This window comes from Megasphaera intestinihominis (assembly GCF_040096415.1).
Classification (GTDB): Bacteria; Bacillota; Negativicutes; order Veillonellales; family Megasphaeraceae; genus Megasphaera; species Megasphaera intestinihominis.
Genome location: NZ_JBBMEU010000053.1, coordinates 1 through 15,531 on the forward strand (window position 1 = coordinate 1; position 15,531 = coordinate 15,531).

The window sequence follows — 15,531 nt, forward strand, 5'->3', positions numbered from 1 at the left end:
TCTCCGTGGGGCGCCCGTCCACGCAAATGGGTATATAAATGTCTTGGCGTATATCCAGGGCAGCTCGTGAATGGGATTCCCACAACGGGCCGCTCTTTGGGACGGCCCCTACAAAGCGGTCCATGGGACCGCGGCTAACTGCTGACGGCTGACCGCTGACTGCTAATCCCTAGCCACTAGCCACGAATCTCCAATGCCCCTACAATATCCTGTATATGTTCGATGCCTTCTTCTCGGCAATACTGGTCCAGGCCTTCGGCGATGGTTTCGACGGCTCTGGGGTCGACGAAGTTATGGGCGCCGACGGCGACGGCACTGGCACCGGCCAGCATGAATTCGACGGCATCCTGCCAGGTCGATATGCCGCCCAGGCCGAGGATGGGGATGGATACGGCCTGAGCCGTCTGCCATACCATGCGCAGGGCGACGGGCTTGACAGCCGGGCCGGACAGGCCGCCGGTGATATTGCCCAGCAAGGGGCGGCGGGTCTTGATGTCGATGGCCATGCCCGTCAGGGTATTGATGAGCGATACGGCATCGGCACCGGCCGCTTCGACAGCTTTAGCCATGACCGTAATGTCCGTGACGTTTGGCGACAGTTTGACGATGACCGGTTTCCAGGTATGGTCCTTGACACTGCGCGTCACAGCCGCAGCCGCTTCCGGCTGGGTCCCGAAGACGATGCCCCCTTCTTTGACGTTAGGACAGGAAATATTGACTTCCAGGGCAGCCACGCCGTCGACGTCGAGCTGAGCTGCCAATTCGCCGTATTCTTCGGCAGTCCCGGCCGATATATTGACGATGAGCGGCGTCTGGCAGGCCTGCTGGACCTTGGGCAGGATATCCCGCTTGAAGACTTCGACGCCGGGATTTTCCAGGCCGATGCAGTTGAGCATCCCTGCCGGCGTTTCGGCCACGCGGACGCCGGGATTGCCCGGCCGCGGCAGCGGCGTGATGCCCTTGGAAATAATGGCCCCGACGTGATCGAGGTCGAGAAAATCACTGTATTCTACGCCAAATCCAAAGGTCCCCGATGCTCCCATGACCGGTGTCTTCATGGAAATACCGGCAAACTGGACGGCAATGCGTTCGCTGATCATGCAAAGACCTCCTTCGCGTCAAATACGGGGCCGTCGGCACAGACTTTATAGCGTTTGCCGTCGAGCTGGCTTTCAAAGGTGCAGCCCAGGCAGACGCCGATACCGCAGGCCATCCGCTTTTCCATGGACACTTCACAGGCGACGCCGGCTTTGGCCGACGCCTGGGCGATGGTCTTCATCATGACCGTCGGCCCGCAGACCGATACGCGGTCGATGGCGTGTTCTGCAAAGATCTGCGGCAGGGCATCGACGGCAAAGCCCTTGATACCCAGGGAGCCGTCGTCAGTGGTCACGTAAATCTGGCCGGCATAGGGTTCAAAGAACTTGGTCCAGAACGTTTCAGCCGCCGTCTTGCCGGCAACGAGCACGATGGGATGGTCCAGGCGCTTGGCCAAAAAGATGAGCGGAGCCAGGCCGACACCGCCGCCGGCCAGCAGGACCTGGCCCGGCGTTGTCGTAAAGACGCCTTCGCCCAGGGGCCCTTCGACGCTCAATGCGTCACCGCTGCGCAGGCCCTTCATTTCTTCTGTGCCCTTGCCGACCAGGCGGTAAATGATGGTGACATGACCCGTTTCGGCATCGGCATCGACGATGCCAAAAGGCCGGCGCAAAAAGGTCTGTCCCCCATCGTGATGGACATTGACAAACTGGCCGGGCTGCGCTTCCCGGGCAATCTGCGGTGCATGGAATACCATTTTCCATACTTCAGGAATAATGGCTTCATTCTCGACGATAGTCGCCATTTCCAAGAATTTCTTCACCTGCTAATCATCCTTCCTCTGTTTGCAATAAGAACAGTTTTATTGTACCACAGAACGGCCGATTTTCGTAGCCAAAATCAGTGCTGCCGCTTTTTGACGATTTCGCGGCGCATCTTTTCCATATTGTCCTGAAAGACCGCCTTTTCCTGCATGGCCACGCGCGTATAGAGGACATCGCCGATGGCCATGTGGATCAGGCGCGACGCCCCGGCTTCTGACGTGTACTGGACTTCGCGCCCCATGCCGCACAGGCAGATATCGGCTAACGCAGCCAAAGGCGACTGGCCATGGCTGGTGATGACGATGACTTTGGCCCCGTTCTCCCTGGCGGCCTGGACCGATTGCAATAGTTCCTTCGACGCCCCGCTATGGGATACGGCGATGACCACATCGTCGGCCGTCATCAGGGCCGCCGCCGTGACCTGCATATGGGAGTCGGCATACTCCCGGATAGCCAGTCCCAGGCGCAGGAAACGCGTGGCCATATCCATGCAGACCGTCGCCGAGTTGCCAAAGCCAAAGACGTAGATGCGCCGGGCTTTCAAGAGCAGCCGGGCCGCCGCATCGAGAGCGCCATAATCGAGGAGGCTCAGCGTATCCTGCAATCCTTCGGCAATATTGGCAAAGACCTTGGCCGCTACGTCCCGTCCGCTATCGCCGGTCTGGATGTCGTGGAAGGCCTTCTGCGGCGCCGCCGATAATTCCGCAGCCAGCATGAGCTTCAATTCCTTCAGGCCGCTGCATCCCAATTTCTTGCAAAACCGGGAAATAGTGATTTCCGAACTCTGCGCATGAACGGCCAGGTCCGAAACGGTCTGTTCCATGACCTCGTCCGTATGATCGACGATATAATCGGCAATACGGCGCTCTGACTTGGTCAGACCGCCGTATGCACTGCGCAGGACAGGAAATAACTGGAGTTTCGTTTCTTCCATTGTCTTCCCTCCCACTTCTGTATTTACTTTTATTTTAGCCTACAAAGATGTTCAATACAAGGACACCGGCCAGGCCCATGACGGCGATGATCGTTTCCAAAGCGCACCACGTGCGGACCGTCTGTTTGACTGTCAGGCCGAAGAATTCCTTGAAGAGCCAGAAACCGGGGTCATTCGGCGGGCTGAAGATGAGCGAACCGGCGCCGGTTGCCAGGACCATCAGTTCCGGATTGGCACCGGTGACGGCGCAGATAGGCGCTGCGATACCGCCGGCTGTCAGGGCTGCAACCGTAGCCGAACCGCAGGCCGTGCGGATGACGGCAGCGACCAGCCAGGCCAGGAGCAGCGGCGATAAATCAGAACCGGCGACGAGGTTGCCGATATACGTGCCGACACCGCTGTCGATGAGGACCTGTTTCAAGGCACCGCCACCGCCGACGATGAGCAAGATCATAGCAATGGTCAGGACGGCATCCTGGACCGTCTTCATGACGTCTTCCATGGATTTACCCCGTCCCAGGCCGAACGTATAGATAGCGATGGCGACAGAAATGGTCAGGGCGATGTCCGGCTGGCCGAAGAAGGTCAGGACGTGACGGGCCGGGACATCGGCACCCATAGTCAATTTGGCAATCGCCGAAGCAGCCATGAGGATGACCGGGACCAGCGCCGTGAAGACGGAGATGCCGAAGCCGGGCATTTCGTCGTCTTTAAAGATTTTCGGGTTGTACATGCCCTTGGGGATTTCCGGATTGATGTCGCGCGTCAGCGTGCAGTACAGCGGACCGGCGACGATGGCCGTCGGGATGGCGATGATAGCGCCATAGACCAGGGTCGTGCCGATATCGGCATTATAGATGATGGAAATAGCTGTCGGGCCCGGATGAGGCGGCAGGAAGCCGTGGGTGACCGACAAGGCCGCAGCCATAGGGATACCGACTTCCAGCAGAGGAATCTTGGCTTCTGCGGCAATGGTGAAGACTAAAGGAATGAGCAGGACAAAGCCGATTTCATAGAACAAGGCGATACCGACGATGAAGCCTGTCAGGCAGACGGCCCATTTGACGTTTTCCCGGCCGAAGACGTTGATCAGCGTCGTGGCGATGCGCTGAGCGCCGCCGCTTTCAGCCATGAGCTTGCCCAGCATGGCGCCGAAAGAAACGACGATGGCCAGGCCGCCTAGGGTACCGCCCAGCCCCTTTTCAATGGTCGGGATGAGCTTGTCGATAGGCATGCCTTCAGCCAGGCCGACGGCGCCGGCGACGAGGAGCAAAGCCAGGAAACTATTGAGTTTTACTTTGACGATGAGGAAAAATAAGACAAGAATGCCAATGGCTAGGATGACGAGTGGCATAATGAGAAGCCTCCTTTATTTGGTATAGTGCTCGTGCCAATGATGATGGAAAGTGCCTTCTTTATCGACGCGCTGGAACGTATGGGCGCCGAAGTAGTCGCGCAGGGCCTGGATGAGGTTGGCCCCGACCTGGGGACTGCTGTAGGCATCGAGGTATTGCAGGGCTGCCGAAAAAGCCGGGATAGGCAGGCCGTTGGCGATGGCCAGGCCGATGATCTGCCGCAGGGCGCCCTGATTGGCGTTAATCTTTGCCAGGAAGAAGTCATCGAACAAGAGATTGTCCAGGTCCGGATTCTTGTCATAGGCTTCGGTAATCTTGGTCAGGAATTCGGCCTGGATGATGCAGCCAGCCCGGAAAATAGAAGCGATAGCGCCGTAATCGAGGTGCCAGTCATACGTTTCCGACGCGCTCTTGTAGAGGGAAAAGCCCTGGGCATAAGCGACGATTTTCGCCGCATAGAGGCTCTGGCGGACGGCTTCGACGAAGTCATCACCGTGCTGATGGGACAAGGCAGGCATTTCGATGCAGGTCCTGGCTTTCGCACGGCCCAGTGCATTGGACATGACGCGGGCATTGCAGGCTGCGGTGATCATGGAAATATCGACGCCTTGTTTCATTGACTCGATACTCGTCCAGCGGCCTGTCCCCTTCTGACCGGCAGCGTCGACGATCTTATCCAGGACCTGTCCGCCGGCTTCGTCGTCTTCAGCGAAGATGTCTGCAGCGATGCCGATGAGGAAGCTTTTCAACTCGCCCTGGTTCCATTCATGGAAAATCTTGGAAATAGCGGCGTTGTCGTAACCGCCGACGTATTTGAGCAGCAAATAGGCTTCGGCAATGAGCTGCATGTCGGCGTATTCGATGCCGTTGTGGACCATCTTGACATAGTGGCCGGCACCGTCTTCGCCGATATACGTGCAGCACGGCTTGCCGTCAGCGGCTTTAGCGGCAATGGCTTCGTAAATGGGCTGGATTTCCGGGTACGTTTCCTTATTGCCGCCAGGCATGATGGCCGGGCCGCGGCGGGCCCCCGTTTCCCCACCGGAAATCCCCATGCCGTAGAAGTGGATGCCGTCTTCCCTGCAACGGTCGTAGCGGCGGCGCGTATCGCCGAAATAGGAATTGCCGCCGTCGATGATGATGTCCCCCGTATCGAGGAGAGGCAGCAGCTGGTCGAGCATGCTGTCCACGGGAGCGCCGGCCATGATCATGAGCATAATCTTGCGCGGCCGCTTCAGGGAAGCCAGGAAATCTTTCAGCTCGAAGTAGCCCGTAATCTTTTCATGAGGCCGTTCTTGGAGGAACTGTTCCGTCAAGTCCGGCGTATAGTTGTAAACCGAAACGTCATAGCCGTGGTCGGCCATATTCAGGGCCAGGTTACTGCCCATGACGGCCATGCCGACGACGCCAATATCGTGAAGTGCCATAGCAATCGCTCCTTTTCACTGGAAATTATAATTTCTGCTGATATGCCGTGATGTCGGCAAATTCGCGCTGCAAGTTATGATAGAGCCGGACGAAGATGTCATAGAGCTGCTGATAGACGGCAACGTTTTCTTCCATAGGCGTATACACCTTCTTGGCGTGGACCAGGTCGGCCGTATCGGCGATGCTCTTCAACCTGCCGCTGGAAATGAAGCCCAGCACAGCCGCCCCGAAGGCAGCGCCTTCGCTGTTGTCCGGCAGGGTAATGGGCTGGTTGAGGACGTCTGATAAAATCTGGAGCCACAGTTTCGACTTGGTGAAACTGCCGCTGACGCGGATGTCCTTGACGTCGCCGAATTCCTTGAGGGCTGCCATGACGCTGTTCAGGCTGTAACAGATGCCTTCCATGACGGCGCGGATCATGTGGGACCGGCTGTGATTTAGAGAAAAGCCGAAGAACATGCCCCGCAGTTCCGAATTCCAGTACGGCGCCCGTTCACCCGTGAAATACGGCAGGCAGATGAGGCCGTCGGCGCCGGCATCGACGTGTTCTGCCTTCATGGTCATCAGGTCATAAGGGTCGATGTCCAGCGTTTCCAGGGCACTGCCGCCGTAATGGCAGATCTTGTCGCGGACCCAGCGCAGAATCATGCCGCCGTTGTTGATGGCCCCGCCGGCGACCCACATGTCGTCGGTCAGGTTATAGCACCACGTGCGCATCTGCGGGTCTGTCTTAGGCTGGCGGGTCAGCATGCGCAGGGCGCCGCTGGTCCCGATGGTCCCGCTGAGCTGGCCCGGTTCGACGGCTCCGATGCCGACATTGACCAGGACGCCGTCAGTAGCGCCGATGACGACGGGAAGGCCAACAGGCAGGCGCAGGGCTTTGGCCGCTTCTTCACAGAGCCCCTGGCTGTACGTCGTCGATACGACAGGCGGCAGCTGGTCCTTGGTGATACCGGCATAGGCCAGGATTTCATCGTCCCAATCCAGAGTCTGTTCGTTGTACATGCCGCTCGTGCTGGCAGCAGACTTATCGATGACCCATTGGCCAGTCAAATGATAGAATAAATAATCCTTCAGCGAGCCTACATAGCGCATCTGGCGGAAGAGTTCCGGCTGATTCTGGCGCAGCCAGATGATCTTGGCCAGGGGATAGCAGGCGTGGATGGGGCAGCCCGTCCGTCCATAGAAGGAGCGGCACAAGGCTTCGTCTTTCTTCATCTCCCGGACGATGGCCGCACTGCGGCTGTCTGCCCAGGTCTGCATGTCCATGAGGGGCTCTCTGCCTTCATCGAGGCCGGCAAAACTGTGCATGACCGTACTCAAGGCGATGCCTGCCAGTTCTTTGTTCTTATAACGCAGCTGAGCCGCCGTCTTACTGATGACTTCCTGGACGGCTTCGAGGATCTGGAGCGGGCTTTCTTCAGCCCAGTCCGGATGAGGTGTCAACAGCGGATAAAAGGCTTCCGACGAGCAGACGTTGGTCCCGTCTTCCGTATAAGCAATGGCCCGGACCCCGGTCGTACCGACGTCGACGCCGATCCACACTTCCTGGTTCGCCGAATCCATAGGCGTAATAATATTCATGAGTCATACTCCCTTTCACGTAGCTTGGTAAGGAATCTTTTCGATGACTTTATGATACCATTCCCGTTGACTAAATGCAATAAAAATATCATTTTAAATTTTATATTTTGATATTTTTATATCATAGAAGCAGGGTACCCTATGCGTCTGGGGAAAAACCAGCCGTTAGCAGTTAGCGGCTAGCCGCTGGTTTTGCGAACGGCGAACGGCGAACGGAGGCCTGCATATTTGCTTTTTTGCCCTTTCTGTGCTATAGTATCTTTGCAAGAATGGTAGTTTTCTATCATCTCTATATGTAATCATGATATTTACAGGAGGGATTCCCATGAAAGTTATCTTATTAAATGGCAGCCGCCGTGAAAAGGGCTGCACGTATACGGCTTTATCCGTCGTCGCCGACACGCTCAAAGAAAACGGTATCGATGCTGAAATCGTCCACGCCGTTCCCGACGATGCTACCGTCGACGCTGTCGCTGAAAAAATGAAGGCTGCTGACGGCCTGGTCATCGGCTCGCCGGTCTACTGGGCTTCGCCGTCTGGTGAAATCATCTCCTTCATGGATAAACTGGCTGGCAAAGCCGGCGCTGCCCTGACCCATAAAGTCGGCGCCACCGTCGCTTCGGCCCGCCGTGCCGGCACGACGGCAACGCTGGACGTCCTCAATAAATACCTGGCTTATCACCAGATGGTCAGCGTCGCATCCAACTACTGGCCCATGGTCCACGGCAACACGCCGGAAGAAGTCAAGAAAGACGAAGAAGGCTTGCAGATCATGCGTACCCTCGGCCGCAACATGGCTTGGATCCTGAAATGCATCGAAGCCGGCAAAAAAGCAGGCATCGAAGCCCCGGCAACAGAAGCCAAAATCATGACCAACTTCATCCGCTAAGGGCTCGTAGGGATAAGAAATCGTAGGGGCCGTCCCAAAGGGCGGCCCGCTCTCGTGCCCCACTGGCTCTCTTCATAGGAGAGCTGTCAGCGAAGCTGACTGAGAGGTTGCTCTTTTTATTGCACGCAAAGCAGTTTTTGAGTGTAGGGGTCACCATTTGGAATTTGCAGTTTATAGACAACGGCTTTAAATTTAAAGCCATCTGCTAACGGCTAACAGCTAGCCGCTGACTTCTAAAAAGGAGCTGTCGCGATGCGACAGCTCCTTTTTCATTCATAAAATATTGTATTTACTACAGCTTTTTTCCGTTATAGTTATAATGGTATAATAAGAAGCGTACAACTTTGAAAGGGAGTTCCTCTTATGTATCCAATCAACCTCGATCTCAACGGCCAGTCCTGTCTGGTCCTCGGCGGCGGCGCCGTCGCCGAACGCAAGGTCTGCCGCCTGCTGGCCGAAGGGGCTGCCGTGACGGTCATTGCCCCGTCCCTGACCCGGCCGCTGCAGGAACTGGCCGAAAGCCACCACCTGACCTGGCAGCCGCGGACATACCAGGCCGGTGATGAGTCAACCTTCTTCCTCATCATCTGTGCCACTGACAACGAAGCCGTCAGCCACGCCGTCGCAGCTGCTGCCAAAGCCCAGGGGAAACTGCTCAACGTCTGTGACGTCCCGGATTTGTGCAACTTCACCCTGCCGTCCATCGTCCGCCAGGGCGACCTGCAGCTCACCATTTCCACCAACGGCAAGGCACCGGCGCTGTCGCGCTGGCTCCGGAAGCAACTGGAACAGCACTTCGACGAACGCTATGGCCGCTGGCTCGCTGAATTAGCAGCTATCCGCCGCCAAGGGCAGTCCGTCCTTCCGACCAGCCGGGACCGCCAGGCCTTCTGGCGCCAGGCCCTGACGGACGACGTCATGGCCCTGGTAGACAATAACGAAATCGACGCAGCCAGCGCCCTGCTCCGGGATCGGCTGGCCGCCTGGGAAAGGAAAAACCATGAAACGTAATCTGACCATCGGTACGCGGCGCAGCCAGCTGGCCCTGTGGCAGGCCAACTACGTCGCCGACGCCCTGCGCCGCCACGACCCGGAGCTGTCCGTCCAGCTCCAGCATATCGTCACGCAAGGCGATAAAATCCTAGACGTCCCCTTAGCCCGCATCGGCGGCAAGGGGCTGTTTACGACGGAATTGGAACGGCGCCTCCTGGACGGCACCATCGACCTGGCCGTCCACAGCCTGAAAGACCTGCCAGCCGACGTCCCGGACGGCCTCTGCCTGGCAGCCATCACGGCCCGCCACCACGTCCACGACGCCTTCGTTTCCAATACGTATGCCACCCTGGAATCCCTGCCGGCCGGCGCCTGCATCGGCACATCGAGCCTGCGCCGCAGAGCCCAGCTGCTCCACACCCGGCCGGACCTGGTCGTCAGCGACCTTCGGGGCAACGTCGATACGCGCCTGAAAAAGCTCGATGACGGTCAATACGACGCCATCATCCTGGCCGAAGCCGGCCTGCAGCGCCTGGGCCGGGCCGACCGCATCTGCCAGCTCCTGCCGGTCACGACCATGATTCCTGCCGTCGGCCAGGGAGCCCTGGCCATCGAAACCCGCGCCGACGATATGTCACTGAGGCAGGCACTGGCTTTCCTCAACGACCAGGACACGGCCGCCGCTGCGACAGCAGAACGGGCCTTCCTGGCCGCCATCAACGGCAGCTGCCAGGTTCCGGTCGGCGTCTACGGCACGGTCCGGAACGGGACGCTGACCTTACAGAGCATCATCGCCGCCCCAGACGGCAGCCAGGTCTGCCGCACGACGACGCAAGGTCCCGTCGCCGACAGCGCTGCCATCGGCAAAGAAGCGGCCTGTACGCTCCTCGATGACGGCGGCCGCCGCATCCTCACCGATTTAGGCATTACGCCGACTTACTAAGGAGGTTTTCCATGAACGGTATCGTTTATCTCACCGGCGCCGGTCCCGGCGACTACCGCCTGCTCACCCTGCGGGGCCAGGAAGTCCTGGGCCGGGCCGACGTCGTCATCTACGACTACTTGGCCGATCCGCGCCTTTTAGAATTCGCCCCGCCAGGTGCTGAAAAAATCTACGTCGGCAAAAAAGCCGCTGACCATACGTTATCGCAGGACAAAATCATCGACCTGCTCATTGCCAAAGCCAAAGAAGGCAAGACCGTCGTCCGCCTCAAAGGCGGCGACCCCTTCGTCTTCGGCCGCGGCGGTGAAGAAAGCCGGGCCCTTCACGACGCCGGCCTGCCCTTTGAAATCATCCCAGGCGTCACATCGGCCATCGGCGCACCGGCTTATGCCGGCATCCCCGTGACCGATAGGACGGCGGCCTCTTCCTTTGCCGTCGTCACAGGCCACGAAGACCCGACCAAGGGCCATTCATCGATTCACTGGGACAAACTGGCGACGGCCGTAGATACCCTGATTTTCCTCATGGGCGTCCACAACCTGCCGTCCATTACCAAACAGCTCATCACCTACGGCCGCCCGGCTTCCACGCCGGCCGCCCTAGTCCGCTGGGGCACCAAGGCCGACCAGGAAACGCTGGTAGCCACGGTTGGCGACATCGCTGAAAAAGCGGCAGCCTGCCACTTCCAGGCACCAGCTGTCTTCATCGTCGGCGACGTCGTCGCCCTGCGTCCGTCCATGCAATGGTTCGATACCAAGCCCCTCTTCGGCCTGACCATCGCCGTCACCCGGACCCATGCCCAGGCACCGGCCTTGACACACCGCCTGGAAGAACTGGGCGCCCGCTGCCTGGAAGTCCCGACCATCCGCATCACGCCGCCGACTGACGATTATCAGGCCCTGGACGAAGCCATCGGCCGATTAGCCAGCTATGACTGGGTCATCTTCACCAGCACCAACGGCGTCGATGCCTTTTTCCACCGCCTCCAGCACCACGGCCGCGACAGCCGGGCCCTGGGCCGGGCCAAACTGGCCGCCATCGGCAGCGCTACGGCCGAGGCCCTGAACCGGTACGGCCTTCGCGCCGACGTCGTCCCCGACGCCTACTGTGCCGAAGACCTGGCCGCCGCTCTGGAGGCTCATTTGTCGGGAAAAGAACGCATCCTCATCCCGCGGGCCAAAGAAGCCCGGCCTGTCCTGCCTGACACCCTGCGCCGCTGGGGTGCCGTCGTCGACATCTGCCAGGCCTACTGTACCGTCGCAGCCAGCGAAAACAGCGAGACCCTGACGGATCTCTTGACGCGCCGGGCCGTCGACGTTGTGACCTTCACCAGTTCGTCGGCCGTCCAGAACTTCCTGGCCCTGAACCAGGCCCCGACCGACGTCCTCGACGACATCACCATTGCCTGCATCGGTCCCATCACGGCCCGCACCTGCCAGGAAGCAGGCCTGAAAAAAATAATCACAGCCCAGACCTACACCACAGCCGGTCTGGCTGAATGTATTACAGATTGGAGAATCCAAAAGTCATGAAATTGAATACCTTACGCCCCCGCCGCCTGCGCCTTTCTGCTCCCCTGCGCGTTATGGTCCGGGAAAACCATGTATGTCTCAACGATTTGATTTATCCTATCTTCGTCGTCCCCGGCACGAATGTCAAAGAAGAAATCCCCAGCATGCCCGGCTGTTATCACCTGTCCGTAGACAACGCCGTACGCCTGGCCGAAGACATCTATGCCTTGGGATTGCGGGCTATCGAAGTCTTTGGCCTGCCGGCTTATAAAGACGAAATCGGCTCCAGCGCCTGGGACCCGCAGAGCCCGGTCCAATGTGCCATCCGCGCCATCAAGAAAGCCCTGCCGGACATGGTCATCGTCGGCGACGTCTGCCTCTGCCAGTACACGGACCACGGCCACTGCGGTCAGGTCAAAGACCACTACGTCGATAACGACGCGACGCTGAAGCTGCTCAACAAAGTCGCCGTCAGCCAGGCCGAAGCCGGTGCCGATATCGTCGCCCCGTCGGATATGATGGACGGCCGCATCGCATCCATCCGTCAGGCCCTGGACGAAGAAGGCTTCATCAATACGATTATTATGTCCTATGCCGCCAAATACGCATCCGGCTTCTACGGCCCCTTCCGCGACGCCGCCGATTCGGCACCGCACTTCGGCGACCGCCGCCAGTACCAGATGGACCCGGCCAATGGCCGCGAAGCCATGAAGGAAATCGACCTCGACCTGGAAGAAGGCGCCGACATCATCATGGTCAAACCGGCCCTTTCCTACCTGGATATCGTCTATCAGGCCCGCCAGCGCTGCCAGCGCCCCATTGCGACCTATAACGTCAGCGGCGAATACGCCATGGTCAAAGCCGCAGCCCGCAACGGCTGGATCGACGAAAAACGCATCGTCATGGAAGAACTGACCAGCATGAAACGCGCCGGCGCCGATATCATCATCACCTACCACGCCGTCGACGTCGCCAAGTGGCTGAAAAACGGCGAAGTCGAGGCATAAAATGGACCTCGTCATCCTCGGCCTCAATCATAAGACCGTCCCCGTCGCCATCCGGGAACACTTCACTATGACACCCGACGCCATCCACGACGCCCTGCAACATCTCGACGATTACGGCGGCCTGCGCGAAGCCGTCATCCTGTCGACGTGCAACCGCGCCGAAGTCTATGCCGTCGTCGACGACGTGCGCGATAATGAACAGGCCCTGCGCGACTTCTTCCTCGACGCAGCCGGCCGTCCGGCTTATGAACCGTCCTATTTCTACAGCTATACGGGAAAAGCCTGCATCCACCACTTGTTCAACGTCGCTGCCAGCCTGGACTCGCTGGTCCTCGGCGAAGGTCAGATCCTCAGCCAGGTCAAACAGGCCTACGTCATGGCCCACGAAAACGGCGCGACCAGTGCCATCCTGAACATGCTCTTCCAGCAGGCCATCGCCACGGGCAAGCGGGTCCGGACGGAAACGCACATTGCCTACAACGCCGTATCCGTCAGCTATACAGCCGTCCAGATGGCCGAAAAACAGCTCGGCTCCCTGTCTGGCCGGAATCTCCTGCTCTACGGCGCCGGCCAGATGGCCCGCCTGACGGCGCAGAATTTCTTAGGCAAAGGCGCCGGGAAACTGTACATCGTCAACCGCCATCTGGAACGGGCCCAGGAACTGGCCGCTGACGTCGGCGGCCAGGCCATCCACTATAAAGAAGTCCAGTCCGTCGTCTCCGACGTCGACATCATCATCGCCTCGACGGGGGCACCGCACTACGTCATCACCGTCCCCCGGCTGCAGCGCTTCCAGGAACTACGCCAGGGCCGGCCCCTGCTGCTCATCGACATCGCCGTACCGCGCGACGTCGACCCGGCCGTGACCCGTCTGCCCGGCGTCACCTTATACAACATCGACGACCTTCAGGAAGTCGTCCACGACAACGAAGCTACGCGCCAGCGCGAAGCCGTAGCCGCCAGCTATATCGTCGACGAAGCCGTGAACACCATTATTGAACGCTATCAATACCTGTCGGTCCGTCCCGTCGTCCTCAGCCTGTCCCAGCAGGCTGAACGGACACGGCGCCATTTCGTCAAACGAGCCCGCAACAAACTGCCCGAACTGACCGATGACCAGTTCCGCGTCGTCGAGAACTTATCCCATATCCTGGTCCGCAAAATCCTGCGTGCTCCCCTGCGCCGCACGATTGAAGCAGCCAACACGCCTGACGAAGACCGGGTCGTCCGCGAACTGCGGAACGTCTTCAATTTAGACATCAAAGAATAAGGAGGCCTTTCCATGCTTCACTTAGAAAAATCAGCTGCCGCTTTTGAAGAAGCGCAGACCCTCATGCCGGGCGGCGTCAACAGCCCGGTCCGCTCGTATAACCGCATCGGCTGCCCGCCGCCGTTCATTTCCTGGGCCAAAGGCAGTACCATCTGCGACATCGACGGCAACCAGTATATCGACTACGTCGGTTCCTGGGGCCCCATGATCGTCGGCCACGCCCATCCCCGCGTCGTCAAGGCCCTGCAGGAAGCGGCCACCCGCGGCACGAGCTATGGTGCGCCGACGCTGATTGAATCGCAGCTGGCCCAGTTGGTCAAAGAAATCTATCCGTCCATCGAAAAACTGCGCATGGTCAACTCCGGTACGGAAGCGACGATGAGCGCCATCCGCGTCGCCCGGGGCTACACGGGCCGCGATAAAATCGTGAAATTCATCGGCTGCTATCACGGCCACGGCGACAGCCTGCTGGTCAAGGCCGGTTCCGGCGCCGCTACCTTCGGTCAGCCTGACAGCCCGGGCGTCACAGCCGGCACGGCCAAAGACACGCTGACCGTCGCCTATAACGATGCCGACGCCTTCCGGGAACTCATGGACCGCTGCGGCGACGACATTGCCGCCGTCATCGTCGAACCCATTGCCGGCAACATGGGCCTGGTCCTGCCGGAAGACGGCTACTTGCAGCTCCTGCGCGATGAAACGAAGAAACACGGCACAGTCCTCATCTTCGACGAAGTCATGTGCGGCTTCCGCACGGCCCTGCACGGCGCCCAGAGCATCTATCACATCGTCCCGGACATGACGACCTTGGGCAAGATCATCGGCGGCGGCCTGCCCGTCGCTGCCTACGGCGGCCGCAAGGACATCATGGACTGCGTCTCGCCGGCCGGCCCGGTCTATCAGGCCGGTACCCTCAGCGGCAATCCCCTGGCCATGGCAGCCGGATTGGAAACACTGCGCATCATCACGGAAGACCCGGATTACGTCGAAAAAGCCTGCGCCAAAACGAAAATCCTGACAGACGGCCTCAAAGCCGCTGCTGACGAAGCCGGCGCCGCCGTCCAGGTCCATCGGGCCGGCACCATGTTCAGCGTCTTCTTCAGCGCCGTCCCGGTCACCAACTATGCCACATCCGAAGCCAGTGACCAGGAAGCCTTCCAGCGCTACTTCCTGTCCATGCTGGAACAAGGCATCTACCTGGCACCGTCCCAGTTTGAAACGAACTTCGTCTCCGGCGTCCACAGCGACGAAGACATCGAAAAAACCATAACCGCCGCCCGCACAGCCTTTGAAAAAGCAGTGGTTCGTGGCTAGTGGCTAGTGGTTAGGTCTCGCAGCCTGATGGCTGCATCGTAGGGGCCGTCCCAAAGGGCGGCCCGGCTCTCCTGCTAGGAGAGCTGTCAGCGCAGCTGACTGAGAGGTTTATCGGCGGCCTGCGGTATCAGGTTGCGGAATTCCCACAAGCGGGCCATCCATCCTCAGCTGTCCGTTTCAGCAACCGTCGGGTGCCTTCCATGGGTCGGCACCCGACGGGCTGAAAAAGCTTGGGGACGACCCCTACGGCAAAAAGGGCTGTCGCACGAAGCAAAAATTGCTTAATGCGACAGCCCTTTTTTTGAGTTTTAAGTTGAAAGTTTGATGTCTGATGTGGGTCGCCACGTGGGCGGTCCGTTTGGAATTTGGATGATTCTCCTAGTAAACTGGTTAGGAAAATCGTGCATATGCGGAAGCGGGCTCGCCACGTGCGAGCCCCTA

The 15,531-nt window shown here is 59.1% G+C and carries 13 protein-coding genes; 7 read left to right on the top strand and 6 right to left on the bottom strand.

What is annotated here, in order from left to right; all coding sequences use genetic code 11:
• Positions 1–176 precede the first annotated feature (176 nt).
• The 6 genes from WMO23_RS08670 to WMO23_RS08695 all read right to left on the bottom strand — a co-directional run bounded on the left by WMO23_RS08670 (position 177) and on the right by WMO23_RS08695 (position 7,163).
• Positions 177–1,100, bottom strand: a complete 924-nt coding sequence (locus tag WMO23_RS08670; protein ID WP_020311090.1) for a dihydroorotate dehydrogenase — start codon at positions 1,098–1,100, stop codon at positions 177–179.
• Positions 1,097–1,861, bottom strand: a complete 765-nt coding sequence (locus WMO23_RS08675) for a dihydroorotate dehydrogenase electron transfer subunit (protein WP_020311091.1) — start codon at positions 1,859–1,861, stop codon at positions 1,097–1,099. Before WMO23_RS08675 ends, WMO23_RS08670 begins: the two co-directional genes overlap by 4 nt.
• 77 nt (positions 1,862–1,938) lie before the next feature.
• The gene (locus WMO23_RS08680; protein WP_292281809.1) at positions 1,939–2,796 is read right to left on the bottom strand and encodes a MurR/RpiR family transcriptional regulator; all 858 of its coding nucleotides are present in this window, start codon (positions 2,794–2,796) and stop codon (positions 1,939–1,941) included.
• A 34-nt stretch (positions 2,797–2,830) separates the two neighbouring features.
• Complete coding sequence (locus WMO23_RS08685) at positions 2,831–4,150, bottom strand: gluconate:H+ symporter (RefSeq protein WP_292107955.1); 1,320 nt, start codon at positions 4,148–4,150, stop codon at positions 2,831–2,833.
• A gap of 15 nt (positions 4,151–4,165) precedes the next feature.
• The gene (gnd, locus tag WMO23_RS08690; RefSeq protein ID WP_292281808.1) at positions 4,166–5,578 is read right to left on the bottom strand and encodes a decarboxylating NADP(+)-dependent phosphogluconate dehydrogenase; all 1,413 of its coding nucleotides are present in this window, start codon (positions 5,576–5,578) and stop codon (positions 4,166–4,168) included.
• Between the two features lie 25 nt (positions 5,579–5,603).
• The gene (locus tag WMO23_RS08695) at positions 5,604–7,163 is read right to left on the bottom strand and encodes a gluconokinase (protein ID WP_292281806.1); all 1,560 of its coding nucleotides are present in this window, start codon (positions 7,161–7,163) and stop codon (positions 5,604–5,606) included.
• 325 nt (positions 7,164–7,488) lie between these two features.
• Between WMO23_RS08695 and WMO23_RS08700 the strand changes: the two genes are divergently transcribed.
• The 7 genes from WMO23_RS08700 to hemL all read left to right on the top strand — a co-directional run bounded on the left by WMO23_RS08700 (position 7,489) and on the right by hemL (position 15,090).
• Complete coding sequence (locus tag WMO23_RS08700) at positions 7,489–8,052, top strand: flavodoxin family protein (RefSeq protein WP_020311095.1); 564 nt, start codon at positions 7,489–7,491, stop codon at positions 8,050–8,052.
• 363 nt (positions 8,053–8,415) lie between these two features.
• Positions 8,416–9,063, top strand: coding sequence for a precorrin-2 dehydrogenase/sirohydrochlorin ferrochelatase family protein (locus tag WMO23_RS08705; protein WP_020311096.1), 648 nt, complete (start codon positions 8,416–8,418; stop codon positions 9,061–9,063).
• Positions 9,053–9,988: a hydroxymethylbilane synthase gene (hemC, locus tag WMO23_RS08710; RefSeq protein ID WP_020311097.1), complete on the top strand. Its 936-nt coding sequence runs from the start codon at positions 9,053–9,055 to the stop codon at positions 9,986–9,988. Before WMO23_RS08705 ends, hemC begins: the two co-directional genes overlap by 11 nt.
• An 11-nt stretch (positions 9,989–9,999) precedes the next feature.
• A complete protein-coding gene (cobA, locus tag WMO23_RS08715; protein ID WP_292281803.1) occupies positions 10,000–11,520 on the top strand; it encodes a uroporphyrinogen-III C-methyltransferase in 1,521 nt (506 codons plus the stop codon).
• Positions 11,517–12,506, top strand: a complete 990-nt coding sequence (gene hemB, locus WMO23_RS08720; RefSeq protein ID WP_020311099.1) for a porphobilinogen synthase — start codon at positions 11,517–11,519, stop codon at positions 12,504–12,506. Before cobA ends, hemB begins: the two co-directional genes overlap by 4 nt.
• A 1-nt stretch (position 12,507) precedes the next feature.
• A complete protein-coding gene (hemA, locus tag WMO23_RS08725) occupies positions 12,508–13,776 on the top strand; it encodes a glutamyl-tRNA reductase (RefSeq protein WP_349173800.1) in 1,269 nt (422 codons plus the stop codon).
• Positions 13,777–13,788: 12 nt separating this feature from the next.
• Positions 13,789–15,090, top strand: coding sequence for a glutamate-1-semialdehyde 2,1-aminomutase (gene hemL, locus WMO23_RS08730; protein ID WP_292281800.1), 1,302 nt, complete (start codon positions 13,789–13,791; stop codon positions 15,088–15,090).
• Positions 15,091–15,531: the final 441 nt, after the last annotated feature.

Excerpts from the sequence above, each read along its gene's own strand:
- WMO23_RS08705 (WP_020311096.1), top strand. The coding sequence starts at position 8,416 with ATGTATCCAATCAACCTCGATCTCAACGGCCAGTCCTGTCTGGTCCTC.
- WMO23_RS08680 (WP_292281809.1), bottom strand. The coding sequence starts at position 2,796 with ATGGAAGAAACGAAACTCCAGTTATTTCCTGTCCTGCGCAGTGCATAC.
- WMO23_RS08685 (WP_292107955.1), bottom strand. The coding sequence starts at position 4,150 with ATGCCACTCGTCATCCTAGCCATTGGCATTCTTGTCTTATTTTTCCTC.
- WMO23_RS08700 (WP_020311095.1), top strand. The coding sequence starts at position 7,489 with ATGAAAGTTATCTTATTAAATGGCAGCCGCCGTGAAAAGGGCTGCACG.
- hemB (WP_020311099.1), top strand. The coding sequence starts at position 11,517 with ATGAAATTGAATACCTTACGCCCCCGCCGCCTGCGCCTTTCTGCTCCC.
- hemC (WP_020311097.1), top strand. The coding sequence starts at position 9,053 with ATGAAACGTAATCTGACCATCGGTACGCGGCGCAGCCAGCTGGCCCTG.
- gnd (WP_292281808.1), bottom strand. The coding sequence starts at position 5,578 with ATGGCACTTCACGATATTGGCGTCGTCGGCATGGCCGTCATGGGCAGT.
- WMO23_RS08670 (WP_020311090.1), bottom strand. The coding sequence starts at position 1,100 with ATGATCAGCGAACGCATTGCCGTCCAGTTTGCCGGTATTTCCATGAAG.
- cobA (WP_292281803.1), top strand. The coding sequence starts at position 10,000 with ATGAACGGTATCGTTTATCTCACCGGCGCCGGTCCCGGCGACTACCGC.
- hemA (WP_349173800.1), top strand. The coding sequence starts at position 12,508 with ATGGACCTCGTCATCCTCGGCCTCAATCATAAGACCGTCCCCGTCGCC.
- hemL (WP_292281800.1), top strand. The coding sequence starts at position 13,789 with ATGCTTCACTTAGAAAAATCAGCTGCCGCTTTTGAAGAAGCGCAGACC.
- WMO23_RS08695 (WP_292281806.1), bottom strand. The coding sequence starts at position 7,163 with ATGAATATTATTACGCCTATGGATTCGGCGAACCAGGAAGTGTGGATC.